Below are 26,840 nucleotides of genomic sequence, written 5' to 3'. Positions count from 1 at the left end.
CTTCGTCACCAACTTTAACGATACCTTGCTCAATACGACCAGTTACAACAGTACCACGGCCTTGGATTGAGAAAACATCTTCGATTGGAAGGATGAATGGTAGATCGATAGCACGCTCTGGCTCTGGGATGTAAGTATCTAGAGCTTCAGCTAGTTCAACAATCTTAGCTTCCCACTCAGCTTCGCCGTTAAGCGCGCCTAGTGCAGAACCCATGATTACTGGGCAATCATCACCAGGGAAATCGTACTCAGAAAGAAGTTCACGAACTTCCATCTCTACTAGTTCAAGTAGTTCTTCATCATCAACCATGTCACATTTGTTCATGAATACGATGATGTAAGGAATACCAACTTGACGACCAAGTAGGATGTGCTCACGTGTTTGAGGCATAGGACCGTCAGTTGCAGCAACAACTAGGATACCACCATCCATTTGAGCAGCACCAGTGATCATGTTTTTAACATAATCGGCGTGTCCAGGACAGTCTACGTGTGCGTAGTGACGAGAAGGAGTATCGTATTCTACGTGAGAAGTAGAGATTGTGATACCGCGCTCGCGCTCTTCAGGAGCGTTATCGATAGATGCGAAGTCTTTAGCAACACCACCGTACACTTTTGCAAGTGTAGTACAGATAGCAGCTGTTAGAGTTGTTTTACCGTGGTCAACGTGACCGATTGTACCAACGTTAACATGCGGTTTTAGACGTTCAAATTTTTCTTTAGACACAATTGTGTTCCTTCCTAGTTAAGATACGCCCCCTACTAGGTCGGGGACGGCTCTGAAGTTTGTATTTTATGCGCCAATAGCCATTGACGCAATAATGAAATTAAATACGTTCAGCAATAATTTTATCAGTAACGTTCTTTGGCATTTCAGCGTACTCGCTAAACTCCATAGAATAAGACGCGCGGCCTTGTGTTGCTGATCGTAAATCAGTTGCGTATCCGAACATTGCTGATAGTGGAACTTGCGCACGAATAATTTTAATACCCGCGTTGCCATCTTCCATACCGTCGATCATACCACGGCGACGATTAAGGTCACCAATGACATCACCCATCCAATCTTCTGGCGTGGTAATTTCAACTTTCATCATCGGTTCAAGCAATACTGGAGTTGCATCAAGTGCACCTTGTCGTAATGCCATTGAACCTGCGATTTTAAATGCAATTTCGCTTGAATCTGTGTCGTGGTAAGAACCATCAACTAACGTCGCTTTAACGTCAATCATAGGGTAGCCTGCTAGCACGCCACTCTTCATTTGTTCTTCAATACCTATGGCAACAGCACTAATGTATTCTTTAGGTACGCTGCCACCGACAATTTCATCTACGAAGACGAAACCTTCACCCGGTTCTGATGGTTCAAGATTTAGCCACACATGACCATATTGGCCACGGCCGCCAGTTTCACCAGCTTGACGAATGAATTTACCTTCAACTTTAGTTTTACCGCGAATAGTTTCACGATAAGCAACTTGGGGTTTACCCACGTTACAGTTGACGTTAAATTCGCGTTTCATACGATCGACGATGATATCTAGGTGAAGTTCACCCATGCCAGAAATTAAAATCTGACCTGATTCAGCATCGGTTTCAACGCGGAAAGATGGATCCTCTGCTGCTAATTTATCTAGCGCGATTGTCATCTTATCTTGATCAGCAACAGAACGTGGTTCAACCACAATCTGAATAACCGGTTCAGGGAAATCCATACGCTCTAGAATCACTTTATGATTCTGATCACATAGGGTATCACCTGTTGTTGCGAATTTAAGACCAATAGCTGCAGCGATATCGCCAGCACGAATTTCTTTGATCTCTTCACGTTTATTGGCATGCATCTGAACGATACGGCCTAAACGTTCGCGTTTTTCTTTAACAGTGTTGAAAACAGTATCACCTGTATTAACAACACCTGAGTATACGCGCATGAAAGTCAATGTACCTACGAACGGGTCGGTTGCGATTTTGAACGCTAGTGCTGAGAATGGTTCGTCATCACTTGAATGACGCTCAACAGGGTTACCGTGTTCGTCTTCACCAGTAATTGCTTTTACTTCAGTTGGTGAAGGTAAGTAATCAACAACAGCATCTAGTACGGCTTGAACACCTTTGTTCTTAAATGCAGAACCACAAGTTGCCAATACGATTTCGTTGTTGAGGGTACGTTGACGCAGACCAGCTTTAATTTCAGCTTCAGTCAGTTCACCTTCTTCAAGGTATTTATCCATTAGTTCATCATTAGCTTCAGCTGCTGATTCAACTAAGTTCATGCGCCACTCGTCTGCCAACTCTTGCATGTCAGCAGGAATATCTTCATAGGTAAAACTGGTTCCTTGATCAACGTCAGACCAATTAATGGCTTTCATTTTGATCAGGTCAATCACACCTTTAAATTCATCTTCAGTACCAATATTTAATTGCAGCGGTACTGGTGTTGCACCAAGACGATGTTTGATCTGCTCGATAACGCGGAAGAAATCTGCGCCCGTGCGATCCATCTTGTTAATAAAAACGATACGAGGAACTTCATATCGATCGGCCTGTCGCCATACAGTCTCAGACTGAGGCTCCACACCTGAAGCACCACAGAACACAACTACAGCACCATCTAATACGCGCAGTGAACGTTCAACTTCAATCGTGAAGTCTACGTGTCCTGGAGTATCAATGATGTTGATTCGGTGCTCGTCGAACTGCTTGTCCATACCGCGCCAAAAGGTGGTCGTTGCAGCAGAGGTGATCGTGATACCACGTTCTTGCTCTTGCTCCATCCAATCCATAGTAGCAGCGCCGTCGTGTACTTCACCTATCTTGTGAGATAGGCCTGTATAAAACAGGATGCGCTCGGTAGTGGTTGTTTTACCGGCGTCAACGTGAGCACAGATACCAATATTACGGTAGCGCTCGATAGGCGTTTTGCGAGCCACGGTTGTATCCTCTTACTAAGGTGAACCTTAGAAAATGGTTTAGGCACAGCAGGAAAACCTGCTGTGCCCAAGCGGTATTACCAGCTATATTACCAGCGGTAATGTGCGAACGCTTTGTTCGCATCTGCCATACGGTGAACGTCTTCACGTTTCTTAACAGCAGAACCTTTGTTGTCAGCCGCATCAAGCATTTCGCCTGCAAGACGCTGAGCCATAGATTTTTCACCACGCTTACGCGCAGCTTCAACCAACCAACGCATAGCTAGTGCATTACGACGTACTGGACGTACTTCTACAGGCACCTGGTAAGTTGAACCACCCACACGGCGAGATTTAACTTCTACCGCTGGACGAATATTTTCAAGAGCTTTTTCGAATACAGATAAGTGTTCTTCACCAGAACGCTCAGCTATAGTGTCTAGTGCAGAATAAACAATTTTTTCTGCAGTAGATTTCTTTCCGTCAACCATTAGGATGTTAACGAATTTTGCCAGCAATTCTGATTTGAATTTAGGATCTGGAAGGATCTTACGCTGACCGATTACGCGACGACGTGGCATGGATTATCTCCGTTGTCTTCTTCAGGTTATCCAAAACTTTTCAGTTTCTTCAAAATTAAATAATTTTAGTGTTTGGCCTTACTTAACGGAATCCATTAAGATTTAGGACGCTTCACACCGTACTTAGAACGACCTTGTTTACGGTCATTAACGCCTGCACAGTCAAGTGCACCACGAACAGTATGGTAACGAACACCCGGTAAGTCTTTAACACGACCACCGCGGATAAGAACAACTGAGTGCTCCTGAAGGTTGTGACCTTCACCGCCGATGTATGATGTTACTTCGAAACCGTTTGTTAGACGAACACGACAAACTTTACGTAATGCTGAGTTCGGTTTTTTAGGTGTAGTAGTGTAAACACGAGTACATACACCACGTTTCTGTGGGCACGCTTCTAGTGCAGGCACGTTGCTTTTTACAACTTGCTTAGCACGTGGCTTACGTACCAACTGGTTAATAGTTGCCATTAAATAGCTCCTGATTGTTACTTTCGTAAGGTGAAAAATCTGCCTCCCAACAACAGGAGGACGCGAAATTTTAGGCATCGCACCTAAAGGTGTCAAGATCTAACCAACGATCAATTAAGTGATCATTTCTTAAACAATCACTTTTTTGTCCATATATCGTTACTAATAATGGCTTATCATGACCATTTCATGTGCTTGTCATGTTGTTCGGTTAACAAAACAAACCCTTTATAATCAATAACATCTATATCTTTGTCACATTTATCCTGTAAACCACGCGCAATAATGTCGGCTTCCAGTAAATAAATTTTTACGCCAATATTTTTTATTAAATCAAAGTAAATATTTTTACTCAAGGCGACAATTACAGCATCTTCGAGCAATAAGATCTCATCACCAGGGCAAATAAACTGTAAACATTGTGTCAATGAGTGGCTCTGAAATGGTGATCGGGTCACGGTATGTAACATCGGCACCTCAAAAAGTGAGAATTTGATGGCAACAATGTAATCTTGTCATCAGCTCAGTATGGGGACAGATAATAACGTCAATTAATAAATCATCGACGCTTAATCCTCGTTCAATTAATGATTGCTGACAAACATAAATATTTTCGATGTCATACAGAGGCAACATTTTAAAAGTCGCAATATAATTACGACTTAAAATAGCGTCTGGCTGCTGATTTTTAATCAATTGCAGCACCCCATCACCAATAAAAAACACGTTTAATGCCTCGGTATAAGCTGACGCTGCCAATAATGCATCAAGTCCTTCACGGCCACTGCTATTGCCATGAGGTGGCTGTCGAAAAACAAACCCTACGTTATTCACTCGCTTAACCTCAAAATTGAATCACGCGATCAGCACTAAGTAACACTTCAGCAAGACTACCAAGCCCTGCCGCTTCAAAATCTGATGCTAAATTATTACTGAGTAATTGATGTTGTTGTGCTTCTTGTTCACCAATAATGCCACGTCGTAATGCTGCTGCAACGCAAGTGTGTAATTCAACCTGATGTGTTTGTGCTAACTGCTGCCAAGCGGCGACAAGATCAAATTCATCAGATGCAGGTACTGTCAGTGCATTACTATTAAGCACACCATCTTGATAAAAAAACACGCGGGTTAATGTATGCCCCAACTCAATAACAGCACATGAAAATTGATACGCTGAACGTGCAGCCTGCGTGCCATAGGCGGGACCATTAACCACAATGGCGTAAGTTAAACTCACTTGTCACCATCCTCTGTCTTTCGCTGACGAATATAAAGATACACGGTGTGTTTAGAGATATTTAATCGATCAGCTACGCGGTTAATCGCATCTTTAATGTCAAAAATACCTTTATCAAACAGTGCCATCACTATCTGACGATTTTTGGCATTATTAGAGACATTCTTATCCGCGTTAATTTCTTCAATCGTGCGTTCAACCGTTTGATCCACTAATTCATCAACATCACTAGCAAAATTCACTTTTGATGCCGCTTGTTTCGCTTCATCGGTTGGCATAAACGATTGCAGGATTTGGGTAAAAGGTACGTCGAGATTAACGTTAATACACAACAATCCAATCACTTTATTATCACCATTTCGAATCGCGATAGTGATCGATTTCATTAAATCACCGCCTTTAGCGCGAGTGAAATAAGGATGTGAAAAATTACGTTCTGACTTTTGAATATCACGTAAAGATCGTAACGCAAGATCAGTAATTGGTGATCCCACTTTACGACCTGTATTTTGGCCATTGGCTATTTTGATTGCCGAGGTATTTAAATCGGCTAAGGAGTGCAGAACAATTTCACAAAATGGCCCAATCAATGCGGCTAAACCGTCAACAACGGCTTCATATGCACGCAGAATATTATCATCGTGTTCAGAAAAAATTCGTCTGTCAACGATGTCACTATCAACAATTATCTCTGTTCCAAAATTATCTACTGAAATCACGATATCACCTTCCATTTTGTTGCTTATCTACAATGCGATCGCCCTGATCTATCACCACAAGCATTCAATATAATTGATAAAAATTAAAATCTTCTCAGTAAGTTTATCAGATAATTGAACAAAAAAGACCCGACATATGCCGGGTCTGGATCAACTGTTACGCTTTTTTGTCACTAAATAGTGATAATTTATTGCGCTTTTGTCGTTGTAGTTGTTGTTTTTACTGCTTCAACAACAGGTTGCTGAGCTTGCTTAGCACCTTTAATGCTGAGTAATTCCACTTGGAAAACTAACGTAGAATTAGCAGGAATACTTGGATTTGCTTGTGCGCCATAAGCAAGTTGTGGCGGAATAACAAATTCAAACTTAGAACCAACAGGCATCAATTGTACGCCTTCAGTCCAACCTGGAATCACTTGGTTTAGTGGGAAGGTTGCAGGTTGGTTACGTTGGTATGAGCTATCAAATACAGTACCGTCAGTTAGCATGCCTTTGTACTGTACTTCAACAGTATCAGTTGCAGCTGGTTTTGCGCCTGTACCTTCTTTCTCAACTTTGTACATCAAACCTGATTTAGTGGTAACAACACCGGCTTCTTTAGCAAATTTAGCGCGGTATTCTTCACCAACTTTAATGTTCTTTTCAGATTCAGCTTTTGCTTTCTGCTCAACAATCTTAGCAACACGTTGATCTAGAGATTGTAGTGCTTGTTGAGTTTGCTCTTGTGTCATCAGGCTCTTACCTGCAAACACATCTTCTACACCCGCAAGTACATCTTGGCGGTTAAGATCAAGACCAAGTTCTTTTTGTTGATCAAGATTAGCGGATAGGTATTGTGCTAGTGATGCACCAATAGCATACGCTGCTTTTTGATCTTCAGTTTTAAATTCAACTTTAGCAGCATCCGTTGTTGCAACAGCAGCTGAAGTCGTTGTTTGTTCAACTTTTACAGGCTCAGCAGGCTTGTTGGTGTCTGCTTTATTATCATCCTGGCAACCCACAACAAGGAAGATTGTTGCTGCTAATACAGACATCTTTAAAATAGGCTTCATGTATTTCTCCATCAGTCATTGAGGTCATGCCTCACTTTTATACTGTGTTTATTAGTATGAGTATGAAAACAAAATTATATCAATATACTACTACCACTCTGATTAAGTAACTGTAAATACTTAGCGCTGCAGTTATTTAATCAGATTCATTTCTTCTATCTAGTTACCCTAATAAAGCGGAACCAGAGCTTAATGTACAAGAAATTTTTGTCAGTTAGTCTACTTTTCTCTACCTTTGCCTTAAGCGGTTGTTTGTTCTTTGATTCAGAAGTTCAACGCTGGCATCTTGCTCAACAAGGTAGCACGAGTTTAAGCCTTAGCCGTGATGGCCGTTTTGCACTTATTAGCACAAACATACAAGGTATCGCGCTATGGGATTTACAGCAAAACAAAAAGTTAGCAGATTTTGGTTCTCAAGATCAATATCACAATAGTGTGATAACAAGTTATATATCCGATAACAATCGTTATGCTATAACCGCAACAACTCAAAATTTTGCCGTGTGGGATTTAGGCTGGTCACAAGCCCATGGTTTATGGTCTGTTGACAACGCGACGATTCAAGATGTCGCTATAGCCAATAACGGTACTGACGTATTATTAGCATTAAACAATGGTAAAGCGCTATTTATCGATCTCACGAATGGGCGACGATTGGAATTTTTAGCGCATCGAGACAAAGTAAACAGTGTTGCCCTTTCCGCTAATGGCCACTATGCCCTTTCTGGCGGTAATGATCACCACGCCTATTTATGGGATACCCGCAGCGGACAGATTATTTATTCATTTAAGCATAGCAGCCGTGTCAACCAAGTCGCACTGCAACGAGATGGAAAATTCGCTTTTTCTGCTACCGATAATAATGACAATATTATTTGGGACTTAACCACGGGTAAGAAAATCACTCAATTAGCGATGAAAGTACGTTATCAAACATTCTCAAGTGTCCGTTTTTCCGATAATGGACAACGCTTAGTAACGGGAACACCGTCACGTCGAGTCGATTTATGGCGCACAGATAATGGAGAAAATATCGGAGATTGGCGAGCAGAAGTACAGCCAGGGACTCGACCCGCCACAGCAGTGGTGTATGATGTCGCTATTAGCCCTACAGGTAATGTTGTCGCTGGCTCTTCTGCCGGTTACGCTCAAGCCTGGTCAACCGACTGAAAAATATCCCATGAATGAGATACAACAACTACAAAGCCGTCTTGATGAACTCGAGATGAAACTCGCCTTCCAAGAACAGACCATTGATGAATTAAATGATGCGCTAACGAAGCAGCAATTTATGATTGATCGAATGGAAGTACAACTTAAGTTTATGGTCGGTAAAGTTAAAGGTATGCAAACCTCTAATATGGCAGATGAATCAGAAGAAACACCGCCACCACATTATTAAATAGAGGTTTGAAATTCCACAGCATAAAACGTTCAAAAACAAAAAAGGAAGCCGAGGCTTCCTTTTTTATGATCACAATAAATGTGATTAGTGAGAACAGCCGCAGCCGCCCTTGCCTTCGCCACCGCAACAACCTTCGTCGTTACCGTGATCATGGTCGCCGCCACAGCAATCGTCGTCACCGTGATCGCCACAACCGCCTTCACCGCCACAACAACCGCCACCTTGGTGTAGGTGACCATGTTCCATTTCTTCTTCAGTTGCAGCACGTACAGCAACAACTTCAACGTCAAAACCTAGTGTTTGACCAGCAAGCATGTGGTTGCCATCAACAACAACTTCGTCGCCGTCAACTTCAGTTACTTCTACAGGGATTGGACCTTGATCAGTATCTGCTAGGAAACGCATACCAACAGTGATTTCATCAACACCTTGGAATACATTTGCAGGAACACGCTGAACCATTTCGTCCATGTGCTCACCGTAAGCTTCTTCAGGAGCAACAGTGATTTCAAACTTGTCGCCTGCCACGTGGCCTTCAAGCGCTTTTTCCAGACCAGGAATAAGGTTGTTATGACCGTGTAGGTAATCAAGAGGAACTTCAACTGTTGATTGATCGACAACGATACCTTCTTCAGTTTTCACTTGGTAAGCTAAGCTTACTACTGTGTCTTTAGCGACTTTCATGTTAACTCCAAAATTTAAGCTTGGGGTGATAGTTTTTGTTACCATATCATACAGGATAATACCATTGAGATGCCATTATCACATTAGTCTGGTTTAAAAATCCCTATCACTTGTTGTTTGGTGGCTGAAGAAAGTTGTTCACTCTCTTTCACTGCCTGTGGCAAACGTGTATCAAGATGCTGACATTGAACACATTCTATGTGCTCAATATCATGTTGTTGCCACCAGCGTAAAGTATCTAAAGCTTGGCAATTAGGACATACAGCCCCAGCAATAAATCGTTTTTTAATCATTGAATCATTCCTTGATTAATCCCAATCTTGGTGGCGTTGTTGCTCACCACGCATTTCACGATCAAAAATATCTTCCAACTCTTTACGAGCCTCTTTTTGACGTGATGCTAAATTGACATCTTCACTATGCTGAGACAGTAAATCACGTAATGCTTGGCTATCGATTTTACGAAAATGCGCCTGAGCACGATTCGCTTTATAAGGATGTATACCCAAAGATATGAGGGCTTGACGACCTAAATCAAGGGCGCCTTCAAATGTTTCACGTGAAAAACATTCAACCCCATGACTCAATAACTGATGGGCTTCAACTCGACTACGTGCGCGCGCCATTAATTTCAGTTGAGGAAAGTGTTGTTGGCATAACGCGACCACTTCCATCACTTCATTTGGATCATCAGTACAGATAATCAAGGCTTCAGCATTATCAGCCCCCGCCGAACGTAATAAATCCAATTGCGTCGCATCGCCGTAATAAACCTTATAACCAAATTTACGTAAAAATTGAATTTGACTGGGATCGCGCTCTAATACGGTAACGCGAATTTTATTGGCAAACAGTAGCCGTCCCACCACCTGCCCAAATCGACCAAATCCGGTAATAATGACGCGCGGCTGACGATCAACTACATCCGAAATTGGTTGCTGTGAATCTTCGGCTTGAAAGCGCCACACATACCACCGTTTTTGTAATTGTAAAATTAATGGGGTGGTCATCATCGATAGAGTCACGACCACTAATAACAACGGTGCTAACTCACCACTTAATAATCCATCTGCTTTAGCTGCGGTAAATAACACAAATGCAAATTCACCTCCTTGGCTTAAAATAACCGCCATTTGACTGCGTGATTTTTCACCCACCCCAAACATGCGCGCCAACAGATAAAGAATCCCCATCTTAATGGTTACTAAAGCGATAACTACCGCGAGGATCTGCAATGGGTATTGTAATAACACCCCCAGATTAACCGCCATGCCAACTGAGATAAAAAACAATCCCAGTAATAATCCTTTGAACGGTTCAATCGCAATTTCAAGCTCATGTCGATATTCACTTTCAGCCAGTAATACACCCGCTAAAAATGCTCCCAGCGCCATCGATAAACCGATCATTTGCATAATCAGTGCAATACCCACCACCAATAATAAAGCGGCGACATTAAACAACTCACGCACACCACTCATCACCACATAACGAAATAACGGCCGCAACAAAAAGTGACCAGCAACTAAAAACAGTACAATGCAGCCTAACATCCAAATGCCATCCAACCAGCTGCCACCAGCATTACCGGCTAATAATGGCAACAGTGCTAACATTGGAATAACCGCGATATCTTGAAACAGCAGTACTGCAAATCCTGATTGACCGGTTTCGCTACCACTTAATTGTTGTTCATCTATCACCCGTAATGCAATTGCAGTTGACGATAGTGCCAACCCCATACCAATAACAATCGCATCACGCCAACCAAGCTCAGGAAAAAACCATCGCCAGCCAAGAGCAATTGCAGCAATAACCAGCGTCGAGATCACCACTTGGCTGCCACCTAATCCTAAAATTGGCTTACGCATTTGCCATAATTTTTTCGGATTAAGTTCCAAACCGATAAGAAACAGTAACAACACCACCCCAAACTCAGAGAAGTGCAATATTGCATCCACATCAGAGATTAGCCCTAATCCCCATGGGCCAATACAGATTCCCGCAATGAGATACCCCAACACGGAGCCTAAACCCAACCGTTGCGCTAATGGCACCGCAATAATGGCCGCCCCTAAAAAAATCACCATTACCAACAAAAAGTCATTATTCATCACTTACTCCTAATGCTAATGGCAATTGAGGATCATATTGATGGGGATTCATTAACCATTGGCGATACAGTTGCGCATGTTGTTGCCGCTCCGTCTCAGAGATCCGTCGCGCCCAATGCACCACTAACGGCGGTAACCATTGCATGCGACAAAGATCGGCACACAATTCAAACGGCTTTAAAATATCGTCAATACTGCAACGGTTATAACCATCAGCACTATAAGCCTCAGCCGCACCACCGGTGGTGATCACTGAGCGCCAATATTTACCCGCTGTCGCTTTACCATCGCCATGAGCAAAACCTTTACTCAATACCCGATCAAGCCATTCTTTGAGTAATGCTGGGCAAGAATACATATATAAGGGATGTTGAAATATAATCACATCATGAGCGGCCACTCGTGCGCGTTCTGCTACTTCATCAATAAAAAAATCAGGATAAGTGGCATACAGGTCATGCACCGTGACATGAGATAGCTGTTTTACTTCATTGAGTAACGCATAGTTAGCAACTGATTCTTGAGGATCAGGATGCGCAAAGATAATTAATATTTTCAAATCAGTCATATTGTCCTTTGCATATCATTTGATGCTCCAAGTAATACGTTACTAAACTATTACACCGTCTAATTGTTAACCATCATACCTAATTGTTACTTAATATGATCATTTAGTTACAACTGTTCTTTTTATCCCGTTAACGCCATCGCGGTACCAGTATGGTGCTAACTCAGTGTCAGGTTAGCCACTGGTTCAAGTTTGGGTTAGACTCCTGAACATAATTCCAGTTTAATTTTGTGGAGCGGGCACGTCCCCGGCGCTATCGATGATTATCTTCTCAGATATCCAACTTCTACGTGGTGGTAAAGTTCTGCTTGAAAATGCCACAGCGACCATTAACCCTGGCGATAAAGTGGGCCTTGTGGGTAAAAATGGTTGTGGTAAATCAACCTTATTCGCATTACTCAAAAATGAACTCAGCTTAGATGGCGGTAATTGTCAGTTTCCAAGTAATTGGGAATTAGCGTGGGTAGCACAAGAAACACCAGCCCTAGAGCGAGCGGCGATTGAATATGTTATTGATGGCGATCGCGAATACCGCGAACTTGAGCGTCAATTAATCGCGGCGGAACTGGCTGACAACGGCAATAAAGTCGCTGAACTGCATGGTAAAATTGACACCATTGGTGGTTATAGTATCAATGCACGTGCGGCAGAATTATTGAATGGTTTAGGCTTTTCACAACATCAAATGCAGTGGAACTTAACCCAGTTCTCTGGTGGTTGGCGCATGCGTTTAAACCTTGCCCAAGCACTGCTATGTCGTTCTGACCTATTATTACTCGATGAGCCAACCAACCACTTAGATCTTGATGCGGTAATGTGGCTTGAGAAATGGCTCCAAAGCTACCGTGGCACGCTAGTACTGATTTCCCATGACCGCGATTTCTTAGATCCGGTTATCAACCGCATTATTCACGTTGAAAACCAAACCATGAACAGTTACAGCGGTAACTACTCATCATTTGAAGTCCAACGTGCAGAAAAGCTAATCCTGCAACAAGCAATGTTTCAAAAGCAACAGAAGCAAATGACGCACATGCAGTCATATATCGAACGCTTCCGTTATAAAGCGAATAAAGCACGCCAAGCGCAAAGCCGAATTAAAGCTCTAGAACGGATGGAAAAAGTACTGCCCGCGCAGCTTGATAACCCGTTTATGTTTGAGTTTAGAGAGCCTACTGCACTGCCAAATCCGATTCTAATGATGGATCATGTTGCCGCAGGTTATGATGACTTACTGATTCTAGAAAAGATCCGTTTGAACCTTGTTCCAGGAAGCCGCATTGGTCTTCTGGGTCGTAATGGCGCAGGTAAATCAACCTTAATTAAGATGCTTGCTGGTGAGTTACCTGCTAAAGCCGGTGATATGGCTTTTTCACAAGGGGTTAAAATTGGTTACTTTGCTCAACACCAATTAGAAACCTTGTACCTTGATGATACGCCAATTCAACACATGGCTCGTATTGCGCCTAACTCAACTGAACAACAACTGCGTGATTACTTAGGGAGTTTTGGATTTCTTGGTGATAAAGCACTAGAAAAAGTCGGTCCGTTTTCTGGTGGTGAAAAAGCACGGTTAGTATTAGCGCTAATTGTATGGCAACGTCCAAACCTATTGTTACTCGATGAACCGACTAACCACCTTGATTTAGATATGCGTCAAGCACTGACCTTTGCATTGCAATCTTATGAAGGTGCAATGGTTATTGTGAGTCACGATCGTTATTTATTGCGCGCGACCACCGATGATTTATACCTTGTCCATGATCGTCAAGTAATGCCATTTGATGGTGATTTAAGTGATTACCACAAATGGTTAACAGAACAACAACGCAGTGAGCGTCGTGAACAACAAGCGGCAAAACCCGAAACCAATAAAGATAATAGTGCCGCATCACGTAAAGAACAAAAGCGTTTAGATGCCGAATTCCGTAAGCAAACAGCACCGATTCGTAAAGAAGTGACTAAGCTTGAAAAACAAATGGATAAGCTTAATGCGATCATTACAGCAGCTGAAACGGCATTAAGTGATAGCACCATTTATGAGCCAGAAAATAAAGCGCAAATGAATCAACAGTTAAAACTTCAAGGGGATGCTAAATCTGATCTTGAAGACATTGAAGTTGCATGGATGGAACTGCAAGAACAACTAGAAGAAATGGAAAGCCAGCTTAACGCTGAGTGATCATTTAACGCCGTAGTGATACTTTTATTGCTACGGCGTTTTTATTCGGATCAAGGACATCACATGCAACCATTTAGCGCTGCTATCGGATTGGGTAACCCCCACTTACAAACCTTATTACCTCGCTTCATTCGTCGCCAGCCCCTCTTTACACCCATCACCCAGCGTCTTGAAATGCCCGATGACGATTTTGTTGATTTAGCGTGGACAGAGCAGCCCGACCTGACAAACCATCACCAACCATTGATGATTTTATTACATGGCTTAGAAGGAAGTTTTAATAGCCCTTACGCTAATGGTCTATTGATGGCAGCCAAACAACAAGGTTGGCTTGGCGTGATGATGCATTTTAGAGGTTGCAGTGGTGAGTTAAATCGTCATCCGCAAAGCTATCATTCTGGTGACATTAAGGATGTACGCTTCTTCATTCAATGGTTACGTCAGCAATTTCCACAGCGTCCGTTAATGGCAGTAGGCGTATCACTTGGTGGCAATGTGCTGATTAATTACTTAGCTAACTACCCTGATAATAGCGAGCTCATTGCCGCCCAAGCTATTTCACCACCACTTAACCTTGCCTCATGTTCTGATCGTATTCAGCAAGGGTTCTCACGGGTTTATCAACGTTACTTATTAACATCACTCAAACGCACCGTTGCCCAAAAAATTGAGCGTCACCCTTACACCATGCCTATTAACCGCCAACAATTAGCATCAATTAACAACGTGTGGCAATTTGATCAAGCGGTGACCGCACCATTGCATGGGTTTAAAAATGCCGATGACTACTATCAACGCTGTAGTGGTTTACAGCAACTGACTAACATCACTCAACCATTACGGATCATTCATGCTCAAGATGATCCGTTTATGAATAATGACGTCATTCCTTCACAGCCATTACCCACCAACATTCGTTATGATTTATCAACCACTGGTGGTCATGTCGGTTTTATTAGCGGCAGCTTACTTAAGCCTCAATTTTGGTTAGAACAAACGGTACCAAAATGGTTTCAACACCAACTCGCCTTGCATCAATCATAACCACTTAATAATGACTGACTTTCTTTCGCGTTAATTTTAAGAATATACTGCGGTTATTATTTCATTAGTCATTTAAGAAGTTGTAATGATTATTCCTTGGCAAGACATCGCACCAGAAACATTAACCAATCTTATTGAGCAATTTATTTTACGAGAAGGCACTGATTATGGCGAAGTAGAAATCAGCCTCAGTGATAAAGTGGCTTATGTTCGACGCCAATTACAATCTGGTGATGCGGTGATTTTTTTCTCTGAATTGCATGAATCGGTAGATATTAAGCTCCGCAATCAAATGTAATAAACACGTTATTGTATCGATAACCATTAAAACTTGGCTTCAGTTGCATTTTCATCACTTAACACCGACATTTTAGCAAACATGTAGTAACATTTATCACTAACAATTATTTGTTATTAAACCTATGCTAATCACAACAAGGTGAGTTATGTCGGTAAAACACCCTATTATTGCTGTTACTGGTTCATCAGGCGCGGGCACAACCACCACCTCTGAAGCCTTTCGCAAAATGTTTAATATGATGGACATCAACGCCGCATGGCTAGAAGGCGATAGTTTTCATCGCTTCACTCGCCCAGAGATGGATTGTGAAATTCGTAAAGCCAAAGAACAAGGCCGTCATATCAGCTATTTCGGCGCTGAAGCCAATGACTTTGAACAGTTAGCCCACTTTTTCGAGCAGTATGCTCAAGATGGCAGTGGCAAATTCCGCCGCTACTTACATACATTTGATGAGGCCGTACCTTACAATCAAATGCCCGGAACATTCACCCCTTGGCAGCAGCTTGCTGAAAATACCGATGTATTATTTTATGAAGGGTTACATGGTGGTGTAGTTGATGGGGAAACTAATGCAGCCCAACATGTTGATTTACTGATTGGCATGGTGCCGATTGTTAACTTAGAGTGGATTCAAAAGATCATTCGCGACACTCGCGACCGCGGCCATTCAAGAGAAGCGGTAATGGAGTCGATAGTGCGCTCAATGGATGACTACTTAAATTACATCACCCCGCAATTTTCTCGTACCCATATTAACTTTCAACGTGTTCCTACGGTGGATACCTCAAACCCTGTCAGTGCCAAAGGTATTCCAAGTTTAGATGAAAGCTTTGTAGTGATCAGGTTTCGTGGCTTAAAAAATGTCGACTTTCCGCATTTATTAGCGATGATTCAAGGCTCATTTATGTCACGCCACAATACCCTTGTCGTTCCTGGCGGAAAAATGAGTTTTGCAATGGAGTTAATTATGCGGCCGCTACTCGAACAATTGATCGAAAATGGCAAAATAGCTTAATACTTACTGCTTACTGCTTACTAGATAAATTTGCGGTTACTGGGGTAATTAACGGTCGCTAATATCAGCAACCGTTAGTGATAATTAGATTATGCCGCCACAATTTCATAGCTGTGACTAAGCTCAACCCCTTTACCCAGCATTAAACATACTGAGCAGTATTTTTCGAGAGAATCAACCACCACCTTACTCACCAACTCATCATCTAAAGCATGGCCTGTAACGACAAAGTGTAAATTTGCATGAGTGAAGATTCGTGGCGCTTGTTCACGACGTTCAGCGGCGATATTCACTTCACAGCCCGTGATCTGCTGCTGTAAATCTTGTAAACCACTAACCACATCAACCGAACTACAGCCACCCGCAGCCATTAACACTAATTCCATCGGACTCGGCCCTTTTTCGCCACCGTTACCGTCTAAAACCACACTGTGACCCGATGCTGATTGACCAACAAACGTCATGTTTTCTACCCATTTCACACGTGACTGCATTTTTATATCCTTGAGCTATATTTTTCAGAAATTAACCATATTTTTGTTGATAATCCCACCAATGTAAATGTTATTTATTTTGTTTAACGTGGATTGCGTTGCATATTTGTATTAGAGAAATTAGACAACAAAACCACTTTAAAACGGCGCTTTTGGTAACTAAGTCACAACGATGTGATCATGTGCACACTTATCTCTCATAAATGAGCGAGTCAGCGAGATCAATATCAAGAAAAAACCACAGAAAAAGGATACACTCTAAACCAGTTCAAGTTAGCTCGCAGCCCAGCAGCTGCATGAATAACCCTGCCAACGCACAGTTTTGTTGAGTTATCTTTACAGAACATATTGTTGGGCAACATATGCAGAGGAAGTTAGTAATATGGTTCCAGGTAAACCGCAAACAGATCCAACTTTAGAGTGGTTTCTTTCCCATTGTCACATTCACAAATATCCGTCAAAGAGCACGTTAATTCACGCAGGTGAAAAAGCCGAAACTTTGTATTACATTGTGAAGGGTTCTGTTGCTGTATTAATCAAGGATGAAGAAGGTAAGGAGATGATCCTTTCTTACCTAAACCAGGGCGACTTTATTGGTGAACTCGGCTTGTTCGAAGAAGACCAAGAACGTACAGCTTGGGTTCGTGCAAAAAGCCCTTGTGAAGTTGCAGAAATTTCATTCAAGAAATTCCGTCAATTAATTCAAGTAAACCCAGATATTCTAATGCGTCTATCTGCTCAAATGGCATGTCGTTTACAAGTGACAAGCCAAAAAGTAGGTGATCTTGCATTCCTTGATGTGACTGGTCGTATTGCACAGACATTACTGAATCTTGCAAAACAACCTGATGCAATGACACACCCTGATGGCATGCAAATTAAGATCACTCGTCAAGAAATTGGCCAGATCGTAGGTTGTTCTCGCGAAACAGTCGGTCGTATTTTAAAAATGCTGGAAGAGCAAAATCTTATTTCTGCTCACGGCAAAACTATTGTGGTTTACGGTACTCGCTAATTATTTAGCAACACCTTAATCACCGATGAAACCGTAGCGAATAGCTGCGGTTTTTTTTGTATCAATTATTCTAAAAAATACCACAGTAAAATAATCATTAGCGGTGTTAGTCTTACTGTTAAATTTTAATTTGTAATAGCACCTATTTATGCTACATTTTGCTTATATACGGATTTAAATCAATAAGGGTCAATATGGATATTGAACGCTTTTCAATGAATAGTTACACCACCGTACCAGGGGTCTTAACTAATCAACCAACAACCATTGAAATGACAGGATTTAGTGATAGCCGTTGTTACCTTGAACAACAAACCGGATTACGTCGCTGCCCTGCTGATGAATCAGGTGTTTGGGCTTCACCGTTAGATAATTAACCTGTGACTACCAACAGCACTTATCACAAGTGCTGTTTCTATTACTGTCTTTATCATTATGCAAAGCCGCCATTAACGATGAGTACTCTCAAATATTTTATTCGCTGATGCAGTCACAAATCCTGAATATAATTCGCCATTGGTTTGCGGATAACGTTTAGCAAATTCGTAAAAACCACCCGATATTTTATGAATACCATCTCTAAAACTCACACCCACGACATCAGCCATCGTTGCTGATTGTTCTAGCATTACTTCAGCATTGCCTTTTATTTCTCCGCCCGATTGATTAATCACAAACTGATTATGGCGTAATAAATGATTCACCTCTTCAAGGTTAGCAAATTGTTCTAACTGATTAATGCTGACCGTAAAATGATTAGCACCAAAACCATGCGCTGCTACCCATGCCGCATATTCACTTTCAGCGGCTAAAAATTGATAGGTCGCAAAGTCGAGTTGCCATGGACGGCCACTATAAACAAAATCAGGTTGGCGAAAATAAGCATCATCAACCTGATCGAGCAATGTCCGTATCATTTGTTGCAATTCTGCGGAACACCCCGCTAATTGTAATTCACTGATAAAGACTTTTGGCTGTAACGGATTGGAATGAATAAAAGATTCTGCATACAACTTTTTAGCACTAAAATGATATTTCGCTTGTGGCTGATACCCCAAAGCAATAAATGGTGCGGCAATTACTGCTAAGCCACATTTGGGTAATCCAAAACTACGTAACGCAATATGGTCATTTAATAATGCTGAATCCTCCGTTAATAATTGCTGTATTTGCACCGCAGAGGGGCATAACCGTTGACTATAATCGCGCCATAAACTATCAAAAAGTTGGGTAATAGATTCCATAATCAGCCTGCCTATTGAAAGTATTATCACTCATTAAACCTTAGCTCAAGCTTACTCCTGGCGCTAATTGAGACGGTAATTGCACATCATCCCCCTCAACAGATGCCATCGGATAAGCACAATAATCAGCCGCGTAGTAAGCACTTGGACGAAGATTACCTGATGCGCCAGGGCCACCAAAAGGCGCGTCACCACTTGCTCCCGTTAATGGTCGATTACGATTCACAATTCCAGCTTGAATATGGTCAATAAAATACTGCCATTGCTGGCTATCAGTGGAAATTAACCCCGCGGCTAATCCATAACGGGTTTGATTAGCACTCGCAACCGCTTGAGTAAAATCAACATAACGACTCACGTGTAATAACGGTCCAAAATATTCTTCATCCGCGAGTTCACTGATAGCACTAACATCGATAATCGCAGGCGTCACAATTGCGCCTTGGCCTCTTGTCGCCATTAACAACGCAACCCCACCAGCCTCCAATAACTGCTGTTGATGCAATATGATGTGATCTGCCGCCACAGCAGAAATTAATGGTCCCATAAACGGTGCAGGGGTTGCTAATGGATCTCCCACCAGCAATTGCGAGGCGACCGCAACTAAACGGGCTAACAGAGCATCACCAGCTTTTCCGGTGGCAATATATAATCGCCGCGCACAGGTACAACGCTGCCCTGCACTTAAAAAAGCCGATTGAATAATAGTATATGCTGCTGCCTCAATCTCACCATACTCTTGACCGACAACCAATGGGTTATTGCCTCCCATCTCTAAAGCCAGCATTTTTTGAGGTTGCCCTGCAAATTGCTGATGCAATAAATGTCCTGTTTGTGCACTCCCGGTAAACAATACCCCAGCGACTCCAGTTGCCATGGCTAATGCTGCTCCCGTTGCTCGTCCACCTTGCACCAAATTAAGCACCCCATCAGCAATACCCGCTTGCTGCCACAACTCACACATCCGTTGGGCAGTATTGGGCGTCAATTCTGAGGGTTTAAAGACCACGGTATTACCGGCTAACAATGCAGGAATAATATGACCATTAGGTAAATGAGCGGGGAAGTTATACGGTCCAAATACCGCCATTACCCCTAACGGACGATGACGAACAACCATGGTGGTATTGGCCTGTTGACGCTGACGGGTGCCGGTTCGCTCATGATAAGCTTGCGTTGATAGCCCTACTTTGGCAATCATAGCCGCAACTTCAGTGGTACTTTCCCATAATGGCTTACCTGTTTCAGTCGCAATAATGTGTGCCAGTTGCGATTGATGTTGTTGCAGTAATTGAGCAAAGCGTTCAATGATGGCTAAGCGTTCACTAAACGTCGTATTACGCCAGCTTAAAAACGCCATATTTGCAGCAGCGACAGCACGCTCAACTTGATCAACACTCGCGGCATGACCTTGCCAAACCACATCATCATTATAAGGATTGAGTGATTGAAATTGCTCACCATCGCCCACTAGCCATTGATTATTAATCCATAAGCTCATTCGATTCTCCTTATTATGATTGCGCAACTAATCGTACTTCATCACCCATTTTCACATTAAGCGCTACTGCAACATCCGCGGTCATCATGGCTTGTCCTTGCGCCGTAATCACAATAGGAGCAGCAACCGCTCGAAACCCAGCTAACTGGCAATTTGAAATAAGGTAATGTTGTTGGCTGCTATGTTCACCAATATCGACCGAATAGCGCTGCGAATGACGCACAGTTTCAATATTTCGAACGTCACATTCAACACTTGGACCCGCATCAAAAATATCAACATAACCGCGGCAACAAAATCCTTCTTGTTCTAACAGCTGTAATGCTGGGCGAGTATTGGTATGTACTTTCCCAATCACCGCTTGTGCTTCTTTGCTGAGTAAATTGACGTAAATCGGTAATTTCGGCATTAAATCAGCAATAAAGCCTTTGCGACCAATGCCCGTTAAATAATCTGCATAAGTAAAATCAATCGAAAAGAAATGCTCTTTCAACCATTGCCAAAAAGGAGAATTACCCTGCTCATCAGACACACCACGCATTTCAGCAAAGGCAACGTCAGCAAATCGCTGTCGATGATCCGCCATCAACAAAAAGCGCGACTTAGACAATAAGCGTCCGTTGACACCTTGCCGCCACTCGGGCAATAAAAATAAGCTACACAGCTCCGTCTCACCCGTATATTGACTCCCCAATGTCAGCACTTTTACGGTGTTATGCACCCCTAACTGACGCGAGGCATAAGTGACAGTACTTAAATGATAATTATAAAAAGGAACATCAAGCCCAACCGTTGCCTCAATCGCAGTGGTACCAACCACTTGGCCACTGTCACTATCAACGGCGACCAACAGATAACTTTCTTGTCCTGGTGAAGTAACGTTGGCATTAAAACTGGCTTGAGAATGTTGAATACGACGACGAAGTAAATCTTCATTGATAGGCAGTGACGTAAAACCATGGCCCGATGCTTCAGCACATTGCATCAGCGCAGGATAATCAGTGGTAGTAATAGGACGAATAATGAGCATGGCATTCCCTCCTAAAGTAGGCAATGACTCCAGCCATTGCCCCGCTCTAAATCAGCGTTAAAATGAGGTTATTAGTATTAACTAACCCCGCAATTACCATTCAATCACAGCTCAGAATGCGCGTTATATAACGTCGCAATTGCCGCTTCTAAGCGTCGCATCCCTTCATCGATATCTTTTTTATCAATCACTAGTGAAGGTGTAAAGCGCACCACATCTGTACCTGCAACTAATACCATCACCCCTTCTTTACCTGCTGCAACTAAGATATCTCGTGCTCGACCTTGCCATTGTGGGCATAACACCGCCCCAAGTAATAACCCTTTACCGCGAATTTCACTAAAAATAGGATAACGGCGGTTAATTTGCATTAATCCCTCACGAAACCATTGCTCGCGCTGTTTCACTCCGGCTAATAGTGCTGGCTGACTAATGGTATTGATCACCGCTTCAGCAACCGCACATGCGAGAGGATTACCACCATAGGTTGAACCATGGGTACCCACTTTGAGGTGAGCGGCAAGTGCCGTCGTTGTCAGCATAGCAGCAACAGGAAAACCGCCGCCTAATGATTTTGCAGTGGTGAGAATATCTGGAGTAACACCCAAACCTTGGTAAGCAAACAAGTCTCCCGTCCGTCCATTACCCGTTTGAACTTCATCAAAGATCAACAATGCATGGTGTTTATCACACAGTTCACGCACCCCTTGCACAAACTCAATGGTTGGGCTAATTATACCGCCCTCACCTTGTAAAGGTTCCATCATCACGGCGCAGGTTTTATCAGACATTAATTCAGCAATAGCTGCTAGATCATTATAAGGCAGGTGAGTAACGGCTTGGGGCTTAGGCCCGAAACCATCGGAATAAGTACTTTGACCACCGACTGTCACGGTAAAAAAGGTTCGACCATGAAAACCATGATGAAAAGCGATAATTTGATCTTTATCGGCACTAAAGTTATCAACGGCATAACGACGCGCCAATTTTAATGCGGCTTCATTGGCTTCTGCGCCAGAGTTAGCGAAAAAGACTTTGTCGGCAAAAGTGAGTTGGGTTAGTTTGTCTGCTAAGCGCAAAGCAGGCTCATTGGTCATCACATTACTTAAATGCCATAACTTTTGTGCTTGCTCGGTTAATGCCGTCACCATCACTGGATGACAATGGCCCAAACAGCTAACCGCTATCCCGCCAGCAAAATCAATGTATTCCCGTTGCTGTTGATCCCATAAGCGCGAGCCTTGTCCTCGAACAGGAATAATATCCATCGGCGCATAGCAAGGTACCATGACCTCATTAAACAACGAACGTTGCAGTTTCTCTTCTGTTGCCATCACACTGTCCTTCTGTGCTGTATGCCTTATTACTAGTATTTACATTTTATTAACCTTTGCCAACAATAACAGTTATTTTTATTAAAACTAAGGTGTTAAGTAATAAATACACTCGCGATAGTTATGCATTATTTACGGAAGATGATTAACCACTCTAATGACCAATATTCTTTCCGTTAAGGAAACTATTTCCATCAAATGCATAACATTGTATTTTAGCGAAAACAAAGCAGCTCAAATAACGAAGACAAAGAAGAAGAAGAAGAAGAAGAAGAAGAAGAAGAAGAAAAACAACAACAGAGAAGCGTACTTACTCGCGCAGTAATAAGTACGTTAGAAAAGCAGTAGCAGAAGGATTAACGCTGGAGGAAATTAGCCAGCAATCGATGGCCTTGTTCGGTCAAAATGCTTTCTGGATGAAATTGCACCCCTTCTAAATCCAATGTCTTATGTCGAATACCCATAATTTCATCGAATTGACCGTTTAATTGTGTCCACGCCGTGATCTCAAAACAATCAGGTAATGTCGCCGCTTTAACTACCAAAGAATGGTAACGGGTAACGGTTAACGGGTTATTCAGCCCTTCAAACACACCGCGATCAGTATGGTAAATGGGGGATGTTTTGCCATGCATCACTTGTCGAGCGCGTACTACATCACCACCAAACACTTGTGCGAGCGATTGATGCCCAAGACAAACCCCAAGAATAGGCAATTTACCCGCAAAATATTCAATGGCTTGCAAAGAAATACCCGCGTCATTAGGCGTACAGGGACCAGGGGAAATGACTAAATGCGTCGGAGCTAATGCTTCGATGGCTGCAATATCAATCTCATCATTGCGCACAACAACCACTTCAGCGCCTAACTCACAAAAGTATTGATAGAGGTTGTAAGTAAATGAATCATAGTTATCAATAATTAACAACATACTACAACTAAGCTCTTATTCTTAACTGCCAACGACAGTGACTAACTCGCGATAAAAAAGCAGAGCCGAAGCCCTGCTTTTTTATAATAATTACTGTCAGTGCTTATGGGCGAGCAACAAAACCGACTGCATGGTAAGCTTTTTTCAACACTTCAGCAGCACGTGCAGATGCTTTATCCGCACCCGCTTTCATCACGCTATCAAGATAAGCACGATCATGACGAATACGTAGGTATTCAGCCTGTACAGGCTCTAGCATTGCAACCAATGCTTCACCCACGTCTTTCTTAAACGGACCATACATATCAACGCCAGCATACTGCGCTTCAATCTCAGCAAATGTTTTGCCTGTTGCGCCAGAATACAAACCCATTAGATTTGAGATCCCTGCTTTTTGCTCAACATCATGGGCAATACGGGGTGGCATGTCTGCATCTGTTTGTGCTTTATTGATTTTCTTAAGAATTGACTTAGGATCTTCAAGCAGCGTAATAACGTTCTTACGATTATCATCTGACTTAGACATTTTCTTAGTCGCATCTTGCAAGCTCATTACACGAGAACCTACTGCAGGAATATACGGTTCAGGTACTTGGAATATTGGGCTTTCAACGCTGCCATAGAGATTATTAAAACGGGTCGCGATATCACGAGCTAACTCTAGATGTTGTTTCTGATCACTGCCTACAGGTACTTGATGCGCACCGTATAATAAAATATCGGCAGCCATCAGTACTGGGTAACCAAATAAACCCGCATTAACATCATTCGCATGACGAGCTGATTTATCTTTAAACTGGGTCATGCGGCTTAGCTCACCCATTTGAGTATAGCAATTTAATAACCACCCCAACTGAGCATGCTCTGGTACATGAGACTGTACGAACAAGGTGCTTTTCTTTGGATCAACACCAACAGCCAAGCAAATAGCTAATGCATCTAAGGTTGCTTCATGAAGTGCTTTGGGATCTTGACGTACAGTAATGGCATGTAAATCAACCACGCAATACTGGCAATCATAATCATCTTGCATCTGTTCCCACTGACGCAGCGCACCAAGGTAGTTGCCGATACTCAATTCACCAGAAGGCTGTACGCCACTTAATACAATGGGTTTACTCATGATCAGGCTGTCCTGTTAATATCTGTAATTGTATTGACGAAAGGCACTAATAACATCGTTATCAGTACCTAACGTTATTGTTTTTTTAGTGTACACCGTAATGTACTAGCAGCCTAGTTTAACCACATCAAGTAATTGCTTGAAGTGATCACAGACAACATCGGGCTGACTGTCGCTGATCGGTTGACCATAGTTATAACCATAAGTCAGCCCTAACGAGCGGCAACTAGCAGCTTGTGCCGCTAAAATATCATTGCGTGAATCACCCACCATCAACAGCTCAGTAGCGGCAATATGGTGTTTTTCCATTAGCCAATGTAGCGCATAAGGATCCGGTTTTTTCAATGGGAACGTATCACCACCAATCACATCAACAAAGTAAGCACTCAAACCATGTTCTTCAAGCAAATGAGGCACAAATTGTGACGGTTTATTAGTCACAATCGCCATTGGCACACCGGCTTGGTGTAAGCTGGCTAAGGTCGTTTTCACATCCGCATACAAGGCACTTTTTTGATGGCCACCCGCTGCATAATAATGATCAAACAGCTCACGCGCTTGACGATGCAACGCGGGATCAAGTAGAGGGTCAATATCCATGCTACGGCTTAATGCGCGACCAATTAGAATATCAGCCCCATTACCAATCCAAGTGGTAACTTGTTCTACAGTTACCCCTTCACGACCAAGATGACGCATAGTCAAATCAGCCGCATCGGCTAAATCAGGTACGCTATCAAGTAACGTTCCGTCTAAATCAAACGCAATAAATTTAATATTTTCAATCATGTTTTCAGCAATCATTAACGCTTAGCCTCAGCTAACTGTACCCGCATATTATCAATCGCGGTTTTATAATCTGGTTCATTAAAAATAGCAGAACCCGCAACAAACATATCTGCGCCTGCCGCTGCAATTTCAGCAATATTATTAACGTTAACACCACCATCCACTTCTAAACGAATATCACGCCCTGAAGCATCAATGCGCTGACGCACTTGGCGCAATTTATCTAACGTACTAGGAATAAAAGATTGACCACCAAAACCAGGGTTAACTGACATGATCAAAATCATATCTACTTTATCCATGATGTAATCAAGGTGATGTAATGGTGTCGCTGGATTAAACACGACTCCAGCTTGACAGCCATGTTCTTTAATTAGCTGTAAAGTACGATCAATGTGGTCAGTCGCTTCAACATGAAATGTAATCATGCTAGCGCCAGCTTTGGCAAAATCAGGAATAATACGATCGACAGGTTTTACCATTAAATGCACATCAATCGGCGCGGTAATACCGTAATCGCGTAACGCTTGACAGATAGGTGCACCAAACGTCAAGTTAGGGACAAAATGATTATCCATAACATCAAAATGGACTACATCAGCACCCGCTGCCAATACGTTTGCTACATCTTCACCTAAGCGGGCAAAATCAGCAGACAAAATAGATGGAGCGATCAAAAAGTCCTTCATGTTTAGCCTCTTTACACTAACGATAAAAACAACAGGCTCGGCTCACCAAGCTTATAAATTGTTGTCAGTCTACCCGATCCCCTAAGTGTTGTCCTACTGGATTTATGTATTGCTGTAGTTAGCCATAATTATCAGTACCGCTATCAACATAGCCACTACAATCAAAATAACAACAGTACAAAAAACGACAAAAGGGAAGCAATGGATAAACGCTATCGTGCAGTGTGGCAAATAATAAAGAGTGTCTTAGCGGCATTGTTTGGGGTGCAGTCACAACAACAGCACCAACAAGACTTCAAGCATTCAAGTCCATGGCCATTTATTGTGATTGGAGGGGTTGTTATCGTAATATTAGTCAGCATCTTGATTGCTATCGCTCAGCAAGCAATAGCAATCTAAAAACGT

31 protein-coding genes are annotated in these 26,840 nt (G+C 42.5%); 9 read left to right on the top strand and 22 right to left on the bottom strand.

The annotated features are described in order from the left end of the window. The 9 genes from C9J51_RS13990 to fkpA all read right to left on the bottom strand — a co-directional run. Window positions 1-727, bottom strand: a 727-nt coding sequence (locus C9J51_RS13990) for an elongation factor Tu (RefSeq protein ID WP_146144939.1), incomplete at its 3' end; no start/stop codon positions are given. A 100-nt stretch (window positions 728-827) separates the two neighbouring features. Further along, on the bottom strand, window positions 828-2,933 hold the full coding sequence (fusA, locus tag C9J51_RS13985; protein WP_045039747.1) for an elongation factor G: 2,106 nt from the start codon (window positions 2,931-2,933) through the stop codon (window positions 828-830). Between the two features lie 89 nt (window positions 2,934-3,022). Next, entirely contained in the window at window positions 3,023-3,493 is a 471-nt protein-coding gene (gene rpsG / locus C9J51_RS13980) for a 30S ribosomal protein S7 (protein ID WP_045035985.1), read from the bottom strand. A 95-nt stretch (window positions 3,494-3,588) separates the two neighbouring features. After that, window positions 3,589-3,963 carry a 30S ribosomal protein S12 gene (gene rpsL, locus C9J51_RS13975; protein WP_004399892.1) on the bottom strand — a complete coding sequence of 125 codons (375 nt, stop codon included), beginning with the start codon at window positions 3,961-3,963 and terminating at the stop codon, window positions 3,589-3,591. Between the two features lie 176 nt (window positions 3,964-4,139). After that, the gene (gene tusB, locus C9J51_RS13970; RefSeq protein WP_045035984.1) at window positions 4,140-4,433 is read right to left on the bottom strand and encodes a sulfurtransferase complex subunit TusB; all 294 of its coding nucleotides are present in this window, start codon (window positions 4,431-4,433) and stop codon (window positions 4,140-4,142) included. Window positions 4,434-4,440: 7 nt separating this feature from the next. After that, entirely contained in the window at window positions 4,441-4,797 is a 357-nt protein-coding gene (gene tusC / locus C9J51_RS13965) for a sulfurtransferase complex subunit TusC (protein WP_045039746.1), read from the bottom strand. A 10-nt stretch (window positions 4,798-4,807) separates the two neighbouring features. Further along, window positions 4,808-5,200: a sulfurtransferase complex subunit TusD gene (tusD, locus tag C9J51_RS13960; RefSeq protein WP_107237227.1), complete on the bottom strand. Its 393-nt coding sequence runs from the start codon at window positions 5,198-5,200 to the stop codon at window positions 4,808-4,810. Beyond that, window positions 5,197-5,919 carry a helix-turn-helix transcriptional regulator gene (locus C9J51_RS13955; protein WP_045035998.1) on the bottom strand — a complete coding sequence of 241 codons (723 nt, stop codon included), beginning with the start codon at window positions 5,917-5,919 and terminating at the stop codon, window positions 5,197-5,199. The genes tusD and C9J51_RS13955 overlap by 4 nt, the downstream gene beginning before the upstream one ends. A gap of 188 nt (window positions 5,920-6,107) precedes the next feature. Beyond that, complete coding sequence (fkpA, locus tag C9J51_RS13950; protein ID WP_045035981.1) at window positions 6,108-6,971, bottom strand: FKBP-type peptidyl-prolyl cis-trans isomerase; 864 nt, start codon at window positions 6,969-6,971, stop codon at window positions 6,108-6,110. 192 nt (window positions 6,972-7,163) lie between these two features. Here fkpA and C9J51_RS13945 point away from each other — a divergent pair, with 192 nt between their 5' ends. Together C9J51_RS13945 and C9J51_RS13940 are read left to right on the top strand one after the other, a co-directional pair. Continuing rightward, window positions 7,164-8,141, top strand: a complete 978-nt coding sequence (locus C9J51_RS13945) for a WD40 repeat domain-containing protein (protein WP_045039745.1) — start codon at window positions 7,164-7,166, stop codon at window positions 8,139-8,141. A gap of 10 nt (window positions 8,142-8,151) precedes the next feature. Next, window positions 8,152-8,373: a SlyX family protein gene (locus C9J51_RS13940; protein ID WP_045035979.1), complete on the top strand. Its 222-nt coding sequence runs from the start codon at window positions 8,152-8,154 to the stop codon at window positions 8,371-8,373. Between the two features lie 87 nt (window positions 8,374-8,460). Here C9J51_RS13940 and slyD read toward each other — a convergent pair whose 3' ends face one another. The 4 genes from slyD to kefG form a co-directional block, all read right to left on the bottom strand. Next, a complete protein-coding gene (slyD, locus tag C9J51_RS13935; protein ID WP_045039744.1) occupies window positions 8,461-9,060 on the bottom strand; it encodes a peptidylprolyl isomerase in 600 nt (199 codons plus the stop codon). An 83-nt stretch (window positions 9,061-9,143) separates the two neighbouring features. Beyond that, complete coding sequence (locus C9J51_RS13930; RefSeq protein WP_045035977.1) at window positions 9,144-9,353, bottom strand: YheV family putative zinc ribbon protein; 210 nt, start codon at window positions 9,351-9,353, stop codon at window positions 9,144-9,146. Window positions 9,354-9,368: 15 nt separating this feature from the next. Next, window positions 9,369-11,174, bottom strand: coding sequence for a glutathione-regulated potassium-efflux system protein KefB (kefB, locus tag C9J51_RS13925; RefSeq protein WP_045039743.1), 1,806 nt, complete (start codon window positions 11,172-11,174; stop codon window positions 9,369-9,371). Next, window positions 11,167-11,742, bottom strand: coding sequence for a glutathione-regulated potassium-efflux system ancillary protein KefG (gene kefG, locus C9J51_RS13920; protein WP_045035975.1), 576 nt, complete (start codon window positions 11,740-11,742; stop codon window positions 11,167-11,169). The genes kefB and kefG overlap by 8 nt, the downstream gene beginning before the upstream one ends. 259 nt (window positions 11,743-12,001) lie before the next feature. On the opposite strand from kefG, the gene C9J51_RS13915 reads away from it, so the two are divergent. The 4 genes from C9J51_RS13915 to C9J51_RS13900 all read left to right on the top strand — a co-directional run bounded on the left by C9J51_RS13915 (window position 12,002) and on the right by C9J51_RS13900 (window position 16,284). After that, a complete protein-coding gene (locus C9J51_RS13915; RefSeq protein WP_045039742.1) occupies window positions 12,002-13,924 on the top strand; it encodes an ABC transporter ATP-binding protein in 1,923 nt (640 codons plus the stop codon). A gap of 63 nt (window positions 13,925-13,987) precedes the next feature. Continuing rightward, complete coding sequence (locus C9J51_RS13910; RefSeq protein ID WP_045039741.1) at window positions 13,988-14,968, top strand: hydrolase; 981 nt, start codon at window positions 13,988-13,990, stop codon at window positions 14,966-14,968. Between the two features lie 85 nt (window positions 14,969-15,053). Continuing rightward, window positions 15,054-15,266: a YheU family protein gene (locus C9J51_RS13905; protein WP_045035972.1), complete on the top strand. Its 213-nt coding sequence runs from the start codon at window positions 15,054-15,056 to the stop codon at window positions 15,264-15,266. A gap of 148 nt (window positions 15,267-15,414) precedes the next feature. Then, window positions 15,415-16,284 carry a phosphoribulokinase gene (locus tag C9J51_RS13900; RefSeq protein WP_045039740.1) on the top strand — a complete coding sequence of 290 codons (870 nt, stop codon included), beginning with the start codon at window positions 15,415-15,417 and terminating at the stop codon, window positions 16,282-16,284. 89 nt (window positions 16,285-16,373) lie between these two features. On the opposite strand, the gene C9J51_RS13895 is transcribed toward C9J51_RS13900, so the two are convergent. Beyond that, window positions 16,374-16,778: an OsmC family protein gene (locus C9J51_RS13895; RefSeq protein WP_045039739.1), complete on the bottom strand. Its 405-nt coding sequence runs from the start codon at window positions 16,776-16,778 to the stop codon at window positions 16,374-16,376. Window positions 16,779-17,160: 382 nt separating this feature from the next. Here C9J51_RS13895 and crp point away from each other — a divergent pair, with 382 nt between their 5' ends. Both crp and C9J51_RS13885 read left to right on the top strand, forming a co-directional pair. After that, the gene (gene crp / locus C9J51_RS13890; RefSeq protein ID WP_036789513.1) at window positions 17,161-17,793 is read left to right on the top strand and encodes a cAMP-activated global transcriptional regulator CRP; all 633 of its coding nucleotides are present in this window, start codon (window positions 17,161-17,163) and stop codon (window positions 17,791-17,793) included. Window positions 17,794-17,987: 194 nt separating this feature from the next. Then, entirely contained in the window at window positions 17,988-18,170 is a 183-nt protein-coding gene (locus C9J51_RS13885) for a hypothetical protein (protein ID WP_045035969.1), read from the top strand. Between the two features lie 72 nt (window positions 18,171-18,242). Here the strand turns inward: C9J51_RS13885 and C9J51_RS13880 are convergent, their stop codons facing one another. The 8 genes from C9J51_RS13880 to rpe all read right to left on the bottom strand — a co-directional run bounded on the left by C9J51_RS13880 (window position 18,243) and on the right by rpe (window position 26,435). Next, on the bottom strand, window positions 18,243-19,037 hold the full coding sequence (locus C9J51_RS13880) for a DUF1338 domain-containing protein (protein ID WP_045039738.1): 795 nt from the start codon (window positions 19,035-19,037) through the stop codon (window positions 18,243-18,245). A 40-nt stretch (window positions 19,038-19,077) separates the two neighbouring features. Continuing rightward, a complete protein-coding gene (gene astD, locus C9J51_RS13875; RefSeq protein WP_107275217.1) occupies window positions 19,078-20,538 on the bottom strand; it encodes a succinylglutamate-semialdehyde dehydrogenase in 1,461 nt (486 codons plus the stop codon). A gap of 13 nt (window positions 20,539-20,551) precedes the next feature. Beyond that, a complete protein-coding gene (astA, locus tag C9J51_RS13870; RefSeq protein ID WP_045039737.1) occupies window positions 20,552-21,568 on the bottom strand; it encodes an arginine N-succinyltransferase in 1,017 nt (338 codons plus the stop codon). 104 nt (window positions 21,569-21,672) lie between these two features. After that, window positions 21,673-22,902 (bottom strand): aspartate aminotransferase family protein, encoded by a 1,230-nt coding sequence (locus tag C9J51_RS13865; RefSeq protein WP_045039736.1) that lies wholly within the window; start codon window positions 22,900-22,902, stop codon window positions 21,673-21,675. A gap of 356 nt (window positions 22,903-23,258) precedes the next feature. Then, entirely contained in the window at window positions 23,259-23,834 is a 576-nt protein-coding gene (locus C9J51_RS13860) for an aminodeoxychorismate/anthranilate synthase component II (RefSeq protein ID WP_045039735.1), read from the bottom strand. A 103-nt stretch (window positions 23,835-23,937) separates the two neighbouring features. Beyond that, window positions 23,938-24,957 (bottom strand): tryptophan--tRNA ligase, encoded by a 1,020-nt coding sequence (trpS, locus tag C9J51_RS13855; protein WP_045039734.1) that lies wholly within the window; start codon window positions 24,955-24,957, stop codon window positions 23,938-23,940. Window positions 24,958-25,062: 105 nt separating this feature from the next. Continuing rightward, the gene (locus tag C9J51_RS13850; RefSeq protein ID WP_045035997.1) at window positions 25,063-25,746 is read right to left on the bottom strand and encodes a phosphoglycolate phosphatase; all 684 of its coding nucleotides are present in this window, start codon (window positions 25,744-25,746) and stop codon (window positions 25,063-25,065) included. A gap of 14 nt (window positions 25,747-25,760) precedes the next feature. Further along, window positions 25,761-26,435: a ribulose-phosphate 3-epimerase gene (rpe, locus tag C9J51_RS13845; RefSeq protein WP_045035963.1), complete on the bottom strand. Its 675-nt coding sequence runs from the start codon at window positions 26,433-26,435 to the stop codon at window positions 25,761-25,763. 201 nt (window positions 26,436-26,636) lie between these two features. On the opposite strand from rpe, the gene C9J51_RS13840 reads away from it, so the two are divergent. Next, window positions 26,637-26,834 (top strand): DUF2970 domain-containing protein, encoded by a 198-nt coding sequence (locus C9J51_RS13840; protein ID WP_045035962.1) that lies wholly within the window; start codon window positions 26,637-26,639, stop codon window positions 26,832-26,834. Window positions 26,835-26,840: the final 6 nt, after the last annotated feature.

The sequence above is a fragment of the Photobacterium iliopiscarium genome (genome assembly GCF_003026395.1).
In the GTDB taxonomy this organism is placed as follows: Bacteria; Pseudomonadota; Gammaproteobacteria; order Enterobacterales; family Vibrionaceae; genus Photobacterium; species Photobacterium iliopiscarium.
Note: the sequence above shows the minus strand (reverse complement) of the source record. Positions and strands in the feature narration are given on the sequence as shown.

Bases quoted from the DNA above. Each gene is read 5' to 3' on its own strand.
- rpsG (WP_045035985.1), bottom strand. From the start codon at position 3,493: ATGCCACGTCGTCGCGTAATCGGTCAGCGTAAGATCCTTCCAGATCCT.
- rpsL (WP_004399892.1), bottom strand. From the start codon at position 3,963: ATGGCAACTATTAACCAGTTGGTACGTAAGCCACGTGCTAAGCAAGTT.
- tusB (WP_045035984.1), bottom strand. From the start codon at position 4,433: ATGTTACATACCGTGACCCGATCACCATTTCAGAGCCACTCATTGACA.
- fkpA (WP_045035981.1), bottom strand. From the start codon at position 6,971: ATGAAGCCTATTTTAAAGATGTCTGTATTAGCAGCAACAATCTTCCTT.
- C9J51_RS13945 (WP_045039745.1), top strand. From the start codon at position 7,164: ATGTACAAGAAATTTTTGTCAGTTAGTCTACTTTTCTCTACCTTTGCC.
- C9J51_RS13940 (WP_045035979.1), top strand. From the start codon at position 8,152: ATGAATGAGATACAACAACTACAAAGCCGTCTTGATGAACTCGAGATG.
- slyD (WP_045039744.1), bottom strand. From the start codon at position 9,060: ATGAAAGTCGCTAAAGACACAGTAGTAAGCTTAGCTTACCAAGTGAAA.
- C9J51_RS13930 (WP_045035977.1), bottom strand. From the start codon at position 9,353: ATGATTAAAAAACGATTTATTGCTGGGGCTGTATGTCCTAATTGCCAA.
- kefB (WP_045039743.1), bottom strand. From the start codon at position 11,174: ATGAATAATGACTTTTTGTTGGTAATGGTGATTTTTTTAGGGGCGGCC.
- kefG (WP_045035975.1), bottom strand. From the start codon at position 11,742: ATGACTGATTTGAAAATATTAATTATCTTTGCGCATCCTGATCCTCAA.
- C9J51_RS13915 (WP_045039742.1), top strand. From the start codon at position 12,002: ATGATTATCTTCTCAGATATCCAACTTCTACGTGGTGGTAAAGTTCTG.
- C9J51_RS13910 (WP_045039741.1), top strand. From the start codon at position 13,988: ATGCAACCATTTAGCGCTGCTATCGGATTGGGTAACCCCCACTTACAA.
- C9J51_RS13905 (WP_045035972.1), top strand. From the start codon at position 15,054: ATGATTATTCCTTGGCAAGACATCGCACCAGAAACATTAACCAATCTT.
- C9J51_RS13900 (WP_045039740.1), top strand. From the start codon at position 15,415: ATGTCGGTAAAACACCCTATTATTGCTGTTACTGGTTCATCAGGCGCG.
- C9J51_RS13895 (WP_045039739.1), bottom strand. From the start codon at position 16,778: ATGCAGTCACGTGTGAAATGGGTAGAAAACATGACGTTTGTTGGTCAA.
- crp (WP_036789513.1), top strand. From the start codon at position 17,161: ATGGTTCCAGGTAAACCGCAAACAGATCCAACTTTAGAGTGGTTTCTT.
- C9J51_RS13885 (WP_045035969.1), top strand. From the start codon at position 17,988: ATGGATATTGAACGCTTTTCAATGAATAGTTACACCACCGTACCAGGG.
- C9J51_RS13880 (WP_045039738.1), bottom strand. From the start codon at position 19,037: ATGGAATCTATTACCCAACTTTTTGATAGTTTATGGCGCGATTATAGT.
- astD (WP_107275217.1), bottom strand. From the start codon at position 20,538: ATGAGCTTATGGATTAATAATCAATGGCTAGTGGGCGATGGTGAGCAA.
- astA (WP_045039737.1), bottom strand. From the start codon at position 21,568: ATGCTCATTATTCGTCCTATTACTACCACTGATTATCCTGCGCTGATG.
- C9J51_RS13865 (WP_045039736.1), bottom strand. From the start codon at position 22,902: ATGGCAACAGAAGAGAAACTGCAACGTTCGTTGTTTAATGAGGTCATG.
- C9J51_RS13860 (WP_045039735.1), bottom strand. From the start codon at position 23,834: ATGTTGTTAATTATTGATAACTATGATTCATTTACTTACAACCTCTAT.
- trpS (WP_045039734.1), bottom strand. From the start codon at position 24,957: ATGAGTAAACCCATTGTATTAAGTGGCGTACAGCCTTCTGGTGAATTG.
- C9J51_RS13850 (WP_045035997.1), bottom strand. From the start codon at position 25,746: ATGATTGAAAATATTAAATTTATTGCGTTTGATTTAGACGGAACGTTA.
- rpe (WP_045035963.1), bottom strand. From the start codon at position 26,435: ATGAAGGACTTTTTGATCGCTCCATCTATTTTGTCTGCTGATTTTGCC.
- C9J51_RS13840 (WP_045035962.1), top strand. From the start codon at position 26,637: ATGGATAAACGCTATCGTGCAGTGTGGCAAATAATAAAGAGTGTCTTA.